This window comes from Mucilaginibacter sp. P4_C11 (assembly GCF_056402115.1).
In genome coordinates this window covers 1-14,680 of record NZ_JBFUIA010000009.1, presented here as the reverse complement: position 1 = coordinate 14,680, position 14,680 = coordinate 1, and the positions used below count along the sequence as shown (strand labels likewise).

Here is a 14,680-nt window from a genome sequence, read left to right as displayed (position 1 = left end):
GGTAACCAAAAATATATCCGGATTTATAAGGTTTTTGAAGCAAGGAGTACTATTTGATTTCATTTAGCGCCATCTGTTATTTTTTAGTCCGTCCAATAACCTGGCTCGCGCTTTCTGGTTATTACACCATTTACACGCGGACTATGTGTAATTAGTTTTCAATATCATTTCAGCCCAAACAAAACATATAATTCTTAACTTTAAAGTTATATGCTGCCTTTACTCCTCTCCGAACAAATACGCCAGGCTGATGCCTTTACCATCGCCAACGAGCCTATAGCTTCTATCGATTTGATGGAACGCGCTTCGAAAGCATTTGTAGGCTGGTTTATCAATCATTTTCCGGATAAAAACACAAGCATCTCCTTTTATTGCGGCACCGGTAATAACGGCGGCGACGGATTGGCCATCGCCCGGCTGCTAAACGATCATCAATATAAAAAACTAAGCGTTAAAATAGCTTACTTCAGCGAACGGCAGACCGACGAATTTAAGATCAACCTGCAAAGGCTAAAACAAACAGGCATTGATATTATTGAAATAAACAAAGGCGCTGCGCTGCCACCAGACGAAGGCGCTATTTTAATTGACGCGCTACTTGGCACCGGCTTAAATAAGCCGCTAAGCGGCGACTATGAGCGCCTGGTGAGCTGCATCAACAGCCTTGACAGAACGATAGTCGCCGTAGACGTGCCAACCGGGTTTTTCTCGGAACGCGAGATATTACCTAATGCCGCGGCAATAACGGCCGACCTTGTAATCACCTTTCAACAGCCTAAAATCAATTTCCTGCTGCCCGAATCGGCACCCTATATTAATTGTTGGGAAGCGGTAAATATTGGCATTAATGAAAGTTTTGTACAATCGTTAAACGCCGAATACCAGTTTATTGAAGAGAAAGACATTCGTAAAATACTGAAACCCCGCCGCCCTTTTAGCAATAAAGGCACTTATGGCCACGCGCTTATCATAGCCGGGCAGGAGAAAACCATGGGGGCAGCCTTACTTAGCGCATCGGCCGCGGCACATGCCGGGGCTGGTTTAACAACGGCCTGCGTACCCGCGAGCGGGCTAACCGCTTTAAATAGCTACCTGCCCGAAATTATGGTAATTGTACGTAATGAGCGTGAATGGCCGGAAGTTGAATGGGAGAAATTTAATGCAGTAGCCATTGGGCCCGGTTTGGGCCAGGGCGATGATGCAGCAAAACTGTTAACAGTCCTCATCAAAAATTATAAAAAACCATTGGTTATTGATGCTGATGCTCTTAATTTATTGGCGGGAGATAAAGACTTGTTAAGAAAACTGCCCGCAGGAAGCATTTTAACGCCCCACATGAAAGAGTTTGACCGCCTGTTTGGCGAACACACCAGTTGGTGGAAACGACTGGAAACCGGCCTGGAACAAGCCAAAAAACTGGATATTTATATTGTATTGAAGAACGACTATACCATAACTATAACACCCGAGGGCAAATGTTATTTTAACCCCACAGGGAATGCAGCAATGGCTACAGGAGGAATGGGCGATGTGCTTACCGGCATAATTACTGCTTTGCTGGCCCAAAAATATACTCCTTTAGAAGCTTGTTTGTCAGGAGTTTATATACACGGAAAAGCCGGGGATGAACTTGCCTTGCCAAGCCGCCTTAATGTAGTGTTGCCGGGCAAACTCACAACTCAATTGCCCGTTACCATGGCAAAGTTAATGGCATAAAAAAAGGATGCAAGTATCATACATCCTTTTTTATTAACTATTAACTGATCTTATAAAGAACTAAATACTCATGTTTATGAGTTAGATCTATCACTTTCATTTTCGTTACTTCACAGGCTCTGTTTAATCTAACTGGTTATAAGACGTCGGTGACATCCTAATAGTTACAAAAAAACGAATAAATGGTTTGGCTTATTGTTAAATAACCATTAAATAATTCACAAATTGGGTAACTACTTAACAAACAGACTCCAAATTACCACAAAATGACAATCAGCGAATATTAAAAAGCTCATAATACAGCATATTATATGCTTAAACTATAATAATCAAGAAAGTTTGGGGATTAAAACTTACCAATAACCATCATTTGGTCCATAGTTGGATTAACACTGCCGCCACGCGGCTCAAGTGTTACCGCAAATGCATCTGCCGAAGCGAGCGATTTCATCTCTTTGATATTCGTAAGCGTATCAGCCGACGAATCAAATACACCCAGATCAACAGGCTTGCCACCTACCAAGGCCCAAAGCTGGTATTGATGCGCTTTATCATTTACCGGCATTTTCATGTTGGCCATGTCAATAACCACTTTTTTATGTACCGGGCTAAATGCCACAGTTAATGCAGACCCAGGCGTTTTCGCGGTGCCTTTTAATCTTAGCAGCTTGAAGGTAGTATCGCGGTAAACCGTCAACTCGCCGTCCATCAGCTTCACCTGGTTGGCAAAATGCTGCTTATCTGATTGCAGGGCAACCAATTGCTCGTTTGAGGCCTGTAGCTTACTGTAAACATTCACCAAAGCGATGGTGCTTGCTACCAAAAGTGCAAGGCTGGCCGCAAAAGCATATTTATAAAAACCACTTTCCTTTTTTTGAACAGGCAGGGTTACAATATTATCGTCATCCTCCTCGTCCGTCTCATTATCCTTTTGGGGATGCGCTTTACTAAAATTCCTGTCATCGCCCAGGTTGATAAGCAGGCTGCCCAATACGCGGTCGCGTAAATTTTCTGATGGTTCAATCGCGTTTTCCTGTGCATATAATTCCATCGAGCGTTCAATTTCATCCAGTTCGGCTTTTATCTCCGGATATTTTGAAGCCATCTCTTCCACCTGGCGCTTTTCGTCGGGGGTTACATCCCCCAAAACGTAAAGTTCCAGTATCCCTGTCTCTATATATGCTTTTAAATCTTCCACTTTCAATTAAAATGTTTTCTGAGTTCCTGTATGCCCATTCTCAACCTTGTTTTAATAGTACCCAGCGGGATGCCCAGCTCTTCCGCTGCTTCCACGTGTGTATACCCTTTAAAATAAACCAGGTCGATAATTGATTTCTGATCAGGCTTCAACGTCTGAACTAAATCTTTAACACCCATTAACTCAGGCTTGTAAACTGTGCTCCTTTGTTCGTCAATAAAAGTTACGTTATTTTCAATCTCCTGGTTTTTGTTTTGGTTTTTAAAATCTTTTGATCTGATTTTGTCAATTGCCAGGTTGCGGGCAATGTTAACCATCCAGGTAAATAAACGGCCTTTCTCGGCACTGTAACTCGAAAAGGAATGCCAGATTTTTACGAAAGTTTCCTGCAAAATATCTTCTGCTACGGCGGTATCAATAACAATGCGGGATATTACACCATATAATGATGCCGAATACATGTCATAAAGTGCCTCGACGGCAATTTTTTCATGGTTCCTTAATGCAAGCACCAACTCATCTTCCGAAAGCGATATTTTGTGTTTCTTACTCAACGGGGTGAATATATAAAGGAAATGTTATAATTCAAATAAGTGTTTTTCAGCATGATATGATGACCTTACAAGCGGACCGCTTTCTACATATTTAAAACCCTTATCCAGGCCAATTTGTTTTAACCGCGCAAACTGATCCGGATGAATCCAATCCAAAACAGGGTGATGGTTACGGGTTGGCTGCAGGTACTGGCCCAGGGTTAATATATGCACACCAGCTGCCAATAAATCGTCCATAGCTTCCAGCAAATCATCTTCAGTTTCGCCCAGGCCAAGCATAATGCCCGATTTGGTACGCAAACCAGCAGCCGATACATGTTTTAATGCCTCTAAACTACGGTCATATTTAGCCTGAATGCGTACTTCCTTGGTAAGGCGCCTTACGGTTTCCAGGTTGTGCGATACCACCTCGGGGCGGGTTTCCAAAACGCGGGCAAGGTTATCCCAATTACCACGAAAATCGGGCAACAAGGTTTCTAAAGTCGTTTCGGGGCTTTCGCGACGGATGGCATTGATGGTTTCGGCCCAGATGATGGAACCGCCATCTTTAAGGTCGTCCCTATCTACAGAGGTTATCACACAATGCTTTACCTGCATTAATTTAACCGAAGTAGCTACGCGGTTGGGCTCATCAACATCAACAGCCAGCGGCCTGCCGGTTGCTACAGCGCAAAACGAGCATGAGCGGGTGCAAATATTACCCAATATCATAAAGGTGGCCGTGCCGGCACCCCAGCACTCGCCCATGTTAGGGCAGTTACCACTTTCGCAAATGGTGTGTAGTTTGTGCTCGTCAACCAGGCCGCGCACATGAGCGTATTCTTTTCCGATGGGGAGCTTCACCCTAAGCCAATCGGGCTTACGTTGGATCTGGCTCGCAGCAGGAACTACCGGCAATTCAATCATGGTACAAATGTAGTTAAAAACCGTATAACCAATTATAAGGTTACACGCAGGTTGTAAGAATTATTACAGAATACTGATGCGCAAATATGCAGATGTGCAAATTTCAAATGAGCAGACATGCAGGTTTTTGATGACAGGGTCTTCACTTTTACCCCACATGATACCTTGCTTAGCTGTTACCAACTATCAGCCGGGCAATTGGCGGTAAGTTTAAAGTTAAATTTTTCCCTTTTTTTGACTTAGAGCTTAAGACTTTAGGCTAAAAACAACCCGTCAATTTATCGATGACATTGCATTAGCTTAAAACGCTCAGTGCTTCTTCTACCGAGATGGCTCCGTGCGATTGATCGAGCACACACTCGCCGTCTTTTATCAGCAGCAATTGCGGCGATTCGTGGTGAACCTGGAAAAGCTGGGCCACCTGGGCCGATAACTCGCGATAGCTAATCAGGTCTAAAAAGTAAAGGGGCATATCTTCGGGAAGGTCTTCCCAATCCAGCTCAAAACGGCGCTTGGCCATCATGCTGATAGAGCAGCGGGTGCTATGTTTGAAAATCAGGCTGTAACCCTCACGGTTCTTTATCTCGTTCAACTGATCGGCCGACGTAAGCAATATCCAGTTCATATTTTTATATTAGAGTCAAGAATTAAGAGTCAAGAATCAAGAGAACTACATAAAGCGGTCAATTAACAAGACAAAATAGCTCCTTTAAGTTTGAGGCAACACCATCATTAAACGGTTGCTTTTTTGTTTTGATTCTTGACTCTTGATTCTTAAATCTTCTTCACAAACGTAATTATAACACAAAATCTGCCGATAGCGACCGGCAGATTACAAAAATGACATTTGCCTGTTAGCGGCCACTCTTAGGATATGAACCGTAAGCAGGGCACAATTTATTGGAGCATGATGATATGCTGCCAACCGCAAGAGCTATAATAGCTATGTAAATAAGTTTTTTCATTGTATTTTATGCTTAACAGTATAACGTAAATCAGCCCTTCAATGTTTCGGCCAGCGCTGCCATTTTTATAGCGGTAATTGCGGCCTCGTCACCTTTATTGCCATGTTTGCCGCCTGCGCGATCAATGGCCTGTTGCTGATTATCAGTAGTTAACACCCCAAATATAACAGGTTTTGCATATTTTATGGCAACATTACTTACACCATTTGCAACCGCATTACAAATAAAATCAAAATGGCGGGTTTCGCCCTGTATTACGCAGCCTAAACAAATTACGGCATCAAGCCTGCCGGTTTTTAGCAATAGGTCGGCGCCCGATGTAAGCTCGAAGCTGCCAGGCACCGTGTAGCTCATGATATTAGCATCCAATGCCCCGTTAGCAACCAAGCTGTTGTAAGCGCCCCGGTATAGCGCATTGGTAATTTCGGCGTTCCACTCGGCCACCACAATGCCAAACCGGTACGGCGCGGCAGACGGGATGGTGGTATGCGAAAAATCTGAAAGGTTTTTTAATTGCGATGCCATTGTTGTTTAAATAATTATGATCATTCCGTTATTGCGAGGTACGAAGCAATCCCCTACGTGCTAAGTCTCCACATAGTTCGGGATTGCTTCGTACCTCGCAATGACGGTAGTTTAGTGCATTCGTTTAACTATATCCGTCGCGCGTCATAACATTTTTTTCAGGTTTTACCTGATAGATACTCGCAATGACGGTTCTTTATAAAAAAAATGTTCGATTCCCGATTCGCGCAAAGGTAATATTACCTATCTGCAAATCCAAAATCGAACATTCTGTAAATCCGAAATCGCAATTCCGAAATCCGAAATTAAAGTTTCGCGTCTACACGAGCAATATACTCGTCAATATTTTGTGCTTCGGCGCTTTCAGGATATTCTGTTTTAATCCTGTTGTAAGCCTCGCTGGCCGATTTATTGTCTTTAGTTTCTTCGTAAACCAAACCTAATTTTTTAAGGTAAAGCGGCGACAGGAATTTATTTTTTGCCTTATCAACAGCTTTGTTAAAATAAGTTGCGGCATTGCTGTAATCCTTCAGTTCAACATAAGCATCACCAGCGCTTCCGTAAGCCTCGGCAGCAACCATGCTGTCGTCGCCACGGTAATTGGTCAGGTTTTCTATCGCTTTATGATATTCGCCTTTGTTCAGGTAAGCAGTGCCCAGGTAAAAATAAGCCAGGTTTGCGGCTTTGGTATTGCTGTAATCGGTTATTATCTTTTTAAAGCCAGGGTAGCTGGCATCGCCGTTAATGGCTTTGTCCCAATCTTTTTTAGCCCAAAAATCCTGCGCAACATACATTTGGTTGGCCGCCTTGGTTTCCAGCGGACCTAAGTACACTTTAAGGTATAAAAAGTAAATTACAATAAGGGCCACTACAGCACCACCTATAAAAAGCAAGCTTTTTTGATTCTCGCGTACGAAGTTGCCACTCTGGCCGAAAGTAGTATCCGGTGCAGCAACTTTGGTATTCGCCTGGGTTTTTGACATTGTTATAACAAAATTAAGTTTGCAAAGTTACGGTTTTCAAAATTTCTGGCAATAGCTTATTGTTAATTATTTAAACGACGTTTTTGGGGTGTGGTTGATTGGTTGGATTTGGTGAATGGTTGATTAAGTGAGTGGTTGTTTGGCAGTCCTCGTAAAACACTCGCCACACACAATATTATAATCTAATTAACCGCTCACTTAATCAACTACTCTCTTAGTCAACCACTCACCCGCCAAGCAGACTTTTGGCTTTTAAATTTTTACTTTTGACTTAAAACAAGGCGTTTCCCCGTTGGTAGAAACGGGGCCAGGCCTTCCATTCATACTACACAAGGCCTTAGCCACGGGCCGGTATCCATTGCAGTCCTTAACGCGCTTATCTGAACCGGGATTTATCAGATTAACAGATTCTCAGGATTTTTTATTTACTAAACCATTCACTCCTCACCTTTTCTTCTTGCTACCTGATACTAACTACTTGCTACTAAAAAAGCTACTGACAAGGTAGTGTCACCAGTAATTTTTAACAGTTGCCGTAAGTTTGGAGTATGTTTGAACCGAATGCGTTGCTTAAAATTCATTTATCTTTGCTCCTTCATTTCAAAATCCATCGTCTAAAAAGCCGGGGCATTTCCCGCTCCTTTAAGTTTAAAAAAAATTAAAAAACTTGCAGGTTTGCCCGTAAGTAATATCTTTGTTACCTAACTACTATTGTTACCAACCTACTAAATAACCTTATCACAATGAAAATAAGACCATTCGTCGCGGCCGTGCTATCGGCATCAGCCGCTCTCTGTCTTGCCGCCGCACCGTTCAACCTTCAGGGTAAGTGGACGGGCAGTCTTCGCCAAACGGACAGCACCGCCTACCCTTTAACCTATAATTTTACGCTTATCGGCGATTCTCTTGCCGGTACTGCCAAAAGCCCGCTGGGCGAGTTTCCGATTGACCAGGGCAAACTGGATACCGCCGGGCTGCACTTTAAAGTTACCGTAAACGGGCTTGATTTGTACCACAACGGAACGGTGTACGCCGATTCTATCGGGATGAATATCAGCCTGAATGGCTCTGTTGTTCATTGCACCCTTCGTCGCGACAGTATTTAAAGATTTTATCGAATCCCCTTTTGTAGCCCGGAATCAGGCTGTTGCTTCTTTATTTAATAGATTATATACATTTTAAAAATGACCTTTAACCTTAAACGATTATTGCTTTTTGTTTTGCTGATAACAGCATGCAAAACCATGCTTGCACAGGCGCCAACTTTGGCAAAAGTGGTACCACCATCGCCTAACATGCAGGCGTTTCAAAAATATGGTAACATTCCGATAAGTAATTATACTGGGTTGCCCAACATCAGCATACCGTTATACAATATCAAATTCAGGGATATCAGCTATCCTTTGTCATTAAGCTATCATGCCGGCGGCATTAAGGTATCGGAGGAGGCCAGCCAGGTTGGTCTTGGTTGGGTTTTAAATGCAACGGGATCTATTTCGCGTAACGTCATAGGCGACGATGACTTTTACGGCTCTGGATATTTCCACAGTGCTTTTAACAGTGTACCCGATTTCTCGGGCGGTCAGGGCCCCCGCGATTTGATGAGTTATGGCGTTATAATGAACCTGTTTAATAAAAACCAGTCGCCAACCATGTTTACCAGGGATATGACCCCGGAATTTACGTCCATCCCACCCTATGATTTCCAGCAGGATCAATATAATTATAATTTCAACGGCCACTCGGGCAAGTTTGTGTTAAACCGCGATTACCAGGCTATTATCCAAAAACAGGAAAAACTTAAAATTAGCTGCACCACAGATGCAACAAGTTGGAAAATAGTGGGTGATGATGGCTTTATATATGATTTTACTGCTTATGAAACATACCATGATGAAACGGGCGACCATAAATCGGCCTGGTATTTAACCAAAATAACTTCACCAACAGGTAATTTTATTACACTTAATTACACATCTGTTAACCGCACGGTGAAAACTATCGGAAGTTGGTCAGAAAGCTGGGATTATTACGATCCGCCGGTATATTCTGGTATAGAACAACCTATGTTTATGACTCACAATACCGGGCACCAGGTGGGTACAGTACCCGGCAAAGAATACGCGCTGGTAGTGTTGGATAATATTGATTTTAACACCGGGGTGGTTAAATTTAACTACTCGGACCGCGATGACGTTGTTGATGATAAGAAATTAGATGGCATCAGCATTTTTACCAAGGACGTAAATGGGGTAGTGAGCACAACACCATTTAAAACAGTTTCACTTACTTATGGGTATTTTGACCATGGTTTAACAGATGATGATGCCGGCACCGGCACCGCCAATAACTCCAAAAGGCTGGAACTGCTACAGGTACAGCAAACCGGATATTATGGCGGCAACACCGTTTCTGAGAATCCTTATGTTTTCAAATATAACGAAACTAATTTTATGCCGGCCAAAGGCTCCTTCGCCAGGGACCACTGGGGATATTACAACGGTATAACCATTACTTCTTCCCTGGTACCATCTGTAATAGAATTAAGCTCACCTGACCCTATCACAGCTTATATGGGTGTGCCGGGGCCTGAAAGAGAACCCAACGCTAACCTGGTAGGCACTTATTCCCTCACCGCGATACAATACCCTACGGGCGGGCTGACGGAATTTCAATACGAGGCGAATGATTTTGACGAACAGCAATCGCGGGTAAACGATTTCAGCTACTTTAATAAAACCTTTACCGTTCAGTCAAAATCTGTCGTACTAAACTATGACAACCAGGTTGGACAACAGATATACCCGTCGAATATCCTGGATATATCCGACGAATATATGTATGTGCCCAATCAATTCCAGCCAAGCGCCAACAGTACGGTTAAAGTAAGATTTGACATCCGCTTTTCTGATTTTAACGCCTGTACAAATTTGCCGTATCCTTTCCCTACTACCGATAAGGTAACCTTTGATTTTTATGATGTTACAGGTACTAATCTTATATTTCATAAGGATGCATCATATTTCCCTACCTGCACGGGAGGAAATACCGAAAACTGTATGAGTTGCAGCGGGCCGGTATTTACCTATACCATGACTAACCTTACCCTGCCACCAGCTAAATACATGCTCAAGGTGCATGTCGACCCCTCTTACTCTGCGTCTATCCAGGATATTCATTTTACGTTTACGTATTATACCCAAACAGGGTCTCAAAACCTCAACGCCGTTGCCGGAAACGCCAACTACTCTACCGGCGGGGGGCAGCGCATCAAAAGGATCATTGATCATGATGCGGCCAACCCGGCAAACATCAACGTAAAAAAGTTCAACTATCATTATTTTGCCAATAAGAATAATACCGGTACGCAGGAGTATAGTTATGGCAGGCGTATGTCGCACCCTGTTTATACCAATTTTTCATTTTCAAATGATGTTCACGTGAGGCATTACGGAGGGTATACTGAGGTATATCCGGTAATAGGCACCCACATGATGCGATCTGCTGATAGCAATATACCGCTTGATGGCTCTGCCGGCGGCGCGGTTGTGGGTTATGACCAGGTGGAAGTGCTGGATGGTGAAAACGGGGAGAACGGGAAAACGATTTATACTTATGTTAACCAGCCCGACAATGTCTCTGACTACAGCATGTACGGGCTGCCCATCCAGGCGCCCTTCGCCTCTAACGTTCCGGAAATTAACAATGGCAATTTACTCACGGAAACCACTTACAAAAACGTATCAGGCCAGTTTATAAAAGTTAAACAGGTAACCAATACCTATTATGAAATTCCGGCCATACAAAACGATGTTTTCGGCCTGGAAAACAGGGTGCCCGCGTGTTATCATTTTGAAGACGAAACCCTGTCAAATTCGCTCCCTACCGACCCGGCCATGCGTAATATTGTTACTTATTTTAATATGCGGTCGAAATTTATTTACCAGGGGCAAACCAATGAACGGGTTTACGATCCGCTGGATAACACCAATACAAAGTACTATGAATCCAATACGGTTTACAACTATGACAACGTAGCACATTTGCAGCCCACCAGTATAGTAACCAGCAACAGTAAGGGCGAAACCGTTACCACCTATAACAAATACCCGCTTGATTATACCATTACCGGTACTGCTACCGATGCTAAAGCTTTGGGCGTGCAAAACCTGGTAACCAAAAACCTGGTTAAGCCGGTAATTGAAAAATACGTTAAAAAAATAAATGCCGATGGTACCAATACCAGGATAACCAACGGCGTGTTTACCTCCTACAAAGCCACGCAGCCATTACCTGATGTACTGCAGGCTACCAACAGCATATCGCCAATGGCCAATTTTGTTCCGGCAACTATTACGGCATCTTCGTCTACTATCGATTCCCGTTATAAACAATATGTAATTTTTGACGCTTATGACAGTTATGGCAATTTACTGCAGCAGCATAAATTAAACGGTGTTAGCAGCTCCTATATATGGGATTATAAATCAACCATGCCTATAGCCGAGGCCATAAACGCCACACCGGCCAATATAGCCTATACCAGCTTTGAATATGACGGAACCGGTAACTGGACTATCGCTTCAACCGCACGGGATATTACAACAGCAGCCAAAACAGGGAAGGCATCCTATAACCTGGCCAACGGCAACATCACCAAAAGCGGCCTTACCGCGGCCAGCAGTTACGTGGTATCCTATTGGAGCAAAAGCACCACCCCGCTTACCATAACCGGTACCATTAGCGGTTACCCCATAAACGGCACCACCGCGCAGGGTTGGACTTACCATGAGCACCGCGTTACCGGGCTTACCACGGTTACCATATCGGGCACAGGCAATATCGATGAACTGCGGCTTTACCCGGTAAACGCGCAGATGACTACCTATGCCTACGAACCGTTGGTGGGCCTTACCAGCAGCACCGATGCCAAAAACAACACCACTTATTACGAATATGACGGACTGCCGCGTTTGTTAAACATCCGCGACCAGGACGGTAATATCCTTAAAAACTATACTTATAGCTATGTATCCTTTGCCCCCACCTGGACAGATAATACAAACAGGATGTGTGTACTGGGAGCTAACGGAGGCAACACCGGCGAGCAGTTAAGGCAGGAAACCGACACCAACCCTTTGAGTACCACGTATAACCAATCGCGATGGGTGAGCAACGGTACCAACACTACGGCCTGCCCTTTACCGGCAGCTGTGTATGTAAAACAAACGGTAGGCAGCACCAGTGTAAGCAACGGGCTTACCTACAATACCCTGAAGTTTAATACCTATAGCGATGTCAACTGCACTAATTTAATAAACGCGCCGGTAGCGCTCACTGTTAATTACAAGTATGTGACAACGGCAAGTTACGCCGACGGGCGAACACCCAACCCGGTAGCCACAACCACCAATACAACCATCACCATTGCAGCAGGCACCAACCAGGCAACCAGCGGCTCCATTATTATTTCGGGTTGTTTTGGTATTGGCACCAAGCAAATTTGTTATACGCCCAATACGGTGATAACGGTATTGCCGGGCACGGGTTATACACCATGGGTACCGGATATTTGATGTTTGTATAACTGTAACAGAAATACCTATTTAACCTTACCAAACCTAGCAAATGGAATTAATACAAAAGATATATAAAAGCAGCCTGCTGATGGCAGGTTTGCTTTGCATTATACAAGCCGGACAGGCCCAGACAGCCAGCCCAAACTACATCCGTACGCGGGTACCCCGTACGCCGATTACAACAGTAGCCCAGCTGGATGCCGCCACTACAGACAAGACACAGGTGATGACGACCATGGACTATATTGACGGCCTTGGCCGCCCGCTGCAAACAGTACAAAGGCAGGCGTCGCCATTGGGTAATGATATTATCCAGCCCTTTAGCTATGATGCCTACAGCCGCGAGGCGCAAAAATCCCTGCCCTATGTAAGCACATCTACCAATTATGGCAGTTACCGCGCCGATGCGTTTGGCGCCACTACGGGTGTAAAAGCTTTTTATAACCCGGCAAACGGAACGGCAGAAGGCAAGCAGGCCAACGGTATAGTGCTTACGCAGTACCCTTATGCGCAAACAGGCTTCGAGAACTCGCCAATGAATACTGTTGTAGAACAGGGAGCGCCAGGCGCCGCCTGGCAAATTCCGGGCGCGCCGGATGCCGCCAGCAATAACCATACGGCACGCTCTGTACAAACCCTTAATGATCAAAGCACTTTCAGTACAGCCACGACGGGCAATGCCGGCAGCCATACGGTTGCCTTGTACCAGGCACCCATTAATGCCAATGGCAGTCGTTCGCTCACGCGTACGGGCAATACGGCAACCTACGATAACGGGCAACTGCTTATAACCATCAGCCGTAACGAGAACTGGAAAAATACCGATGGCTGTTTTGGTACTACCGAAGAGTATAAGGATAAAGAAGGCCATGTGCTGCTAAAGCGCACCTACAACATTAAGGCGGGAACCACACCCACGGCCGAAATGCTAAGCACCTATTATGTGTATGATGATATGGGGAACCTGGCTTTTGTACTGCCGCCGGGCGCAAACCCCGATGCCACAGCAGCCATAAGCCAAACCACGATAGATACCAAATGTTACCAGTACCGTTATGATGCCCGCGGAAGGCTTTATCAAAAAAAGATACCGGGCAAAGGCTGGGAGTTTGTGATCTATAACGGTTTAGACCAGCCTGTAGCCACCCAGGATTCGGTACAGCGGATGAAGGCTACCCAGGAGTGGACTGTAACCAAATACGACCCTTTGGGGAGGGCTGTGCTTACCGGTGTTTACCAGTACGGAACAACGGCAGGTGCCGATAACCATGTTGCCGTACAAACTGCGGCCGATGCGGTAGCTACGCTATGGGAAACCCCCGTAAGCACCGGCACCGGCTATACTGCCGCAGCCTGGCCCACTGCATGGACAACTACGCTGAGTGTAAGCTATTATGACATTTATAACAATATCCCCGGGCTGCCCAGCCTTTACAATCAGCAAGCCAATGTGCTGTACAGCCCGCAAACCACAGGGCTTGCCACGGCAAGCAAGACACTGGTGCTGAACACCACGGCCGACTACCTGTGGAGCGTGCCTTATTACGATAAAGAGGGCAAGGCAATCCGTACGTTCAATGAGCATTACCTGGGTGGCAGCACCTGGTTAAGCCCGTATAATTATGACGATGTACAAACGGTTTACAATTTTGTAAAACAACCTTTAACAGTTACCCGCCTTCACTATAATAAAAATAGCGGCGGCACCGCCGCGGTACTGATCCTGACGACGGCCGACAGTTACACCTATGACCATATGGGCCGACGGTTAAAAAGCTCGAATCAGCTGACTGATGGCACAAACACAGCCCAGCAGCAGGTAGTGGTTTCGCAGAGCGTTTATAATGAAATAGGGCAGCTGAAGCAAAAAGGACTACACTCGATTAACGGCACCAGCTTTTTGCAAAACGTAAACTATAGATACAATGCCAGAGGTTGGCTTACCAATATCAATAATGGAAGCCTGACCAACGACCCGCTGACCAGTACCGACCTGAACGACCAGTTCGGCATGGATTTAAAGTATGACGATGCGGCAACGCCTCAGTATAATGGCAACATCGGCAGTGTGAAGACCCTGACCGGGGCATTATCGGGGGCCACCCTGCCTGCGCTCACCTATAACTATACTTACGATAAGCTGAACAGACTAACGGATGCGATATCGACCACTTCGGCAGCAAACGACGGTTTTTACAGTGAAACCCTGGTATATGACAATATGGGCAATATCCAGACGCTGAAACGTTATGAC

Annotated in this window: 10 protein-coding genes; 4 read left to right on the top strand and 6 right to left on the bottom strand. The window is 44.9% G+C overall.

Annotation, left to right across the window (positions count from 1 at the left end):
• The first annotated feature begins 210 nt into the window (after positions 1-210).
• The gene (locus AC1DU2_RS10080; RefSeq protein WP_477384073.1) at positions 211-1,716 is read left to right on the top strand and encodes an NAD(P)H-hydrate dehydratase; all 1,506 of its coding nucleotides are present in this window, start codon (positions 211-213) and stop codon (positions 1,714-1,716) included.
• A 346-nt stretch (positions 1,717-2,062) separates the two neighbouring features.
• On the opposite strand, the gene AC1DU2_RS10075 is transcribed toward AC1DU2_RS10080, so the two are convergent.
• The 6 genes from AC1DU2_RS10075 to AC1DU2_RS10050 form a co-directional block, all read right to left on the bottom strand.
• Positions 2,063-2,914: an anti-sigma factor gene (locus AC1DU2_RS10075; protein WP_477353577.1), complete on the bottom strand. Its 852-nt coding sequence runs from the start codon at positions 2,912-2,914 to the stop codon at positions 2,063-2,065.
• A 2-nt stretch (positions 2,915-2,916) separates the two neighbouring features.
• Complete coding sequence (locus AC1DU2_RS10070; protein WP_477353575.1) at positions 2,917-3,468, bottom strand: RNA polymerase sigma factor; 552 nt, start codon at positions 3,466-3,468, stop codon at positions 2,917-2,919.
• Between the two features lie 24 nt (positions 3,469-3,492).
• A complete protein-coding gene (gene lipA / locus AC1DU2_RS10065) occupies positions 3,493-4,374 on the bottom strand; it encodes a lipoyl synthase (protein ID WP_477353573.1) in 882 nt (293 codons plus the stop codon).
• 295 nt (positions 4,375-4,669) lie between these two features.
• On the bottom strand, positions 4,670-4,999 hold the full coding sequence (ytxJ, locus tag AC1DU2_RS10060; RefSeq protein ID WP_477384071.1) for a bacillithiol system redox-active protein YtxJ: 330 nt from the start codon (positions 4,997-4,999) through the stop codon (positions 4,670-4,672).
• A 370-nt stretch (positions 5,000-5,369) separates the two neighbouring features.
• Positions 5,370-5,864: a 6,7-dimethyl-8-ribityllumazine synthase gene (gene ribH / locus AC1DU2_RS10055; protein ID WP_477384069.1), complete on the bottom strand. Its 495-nt coding sequence runs from the start codon at positions 5,862-5,864 to the stop codon at positions 5,370-5,372.
• A gap of 305 nt (positions 5,865-6,169) precedes the next feature.
• Positions 6,170-6,847, bottom strand: a complete 678-nt coding sequence (locus AC1DU2_RS10050) for a tetratricopeptide repeat protein (protein WP_477384067.1) — start codon at positions 6,845-6,847, stop codon at positions 6,170-6,172.
• 743 nt (positions 6,848-7,590) lie between these two features.
• Here AC1DU2_RS10050 and AC1DU2_RS10045 point away from each other — a divergent pair.
• The 3 genes from AC1DU2_RS10045 to AC1DU2_RS10035 form a co-directional block, all read left to right on the top strand.
• Entirely contained in the window at positions 7,591-7,953 is a 363-nt protein-coding gene (locus AC1DU2_RS10045; protein ID WP_477384065.1) for a hypothetical protein, read from the top strand.
• A gap of 78 nt (positions 7,954-8,031) precedes the next feature.
• Entirely contained in the window at positions 8,032-12,423 is a 4,392-nt protein-coding gene (locus AC1DU2_RS10040; protein ID WP_477384063.1) for an RHS repeat domain-containing protein, read from the top strand.
• Positions 12,424-12,475: 52 nt separating this feature from the next.
• Positions 12,476-14,680: DUF6443 domain-containing protein (locus AC1DU2_RS10035; RefSeq protein ID WP_477384061.1), on the top strand; the 2,205-nt coding region annotated here is incomplete at its 3' end.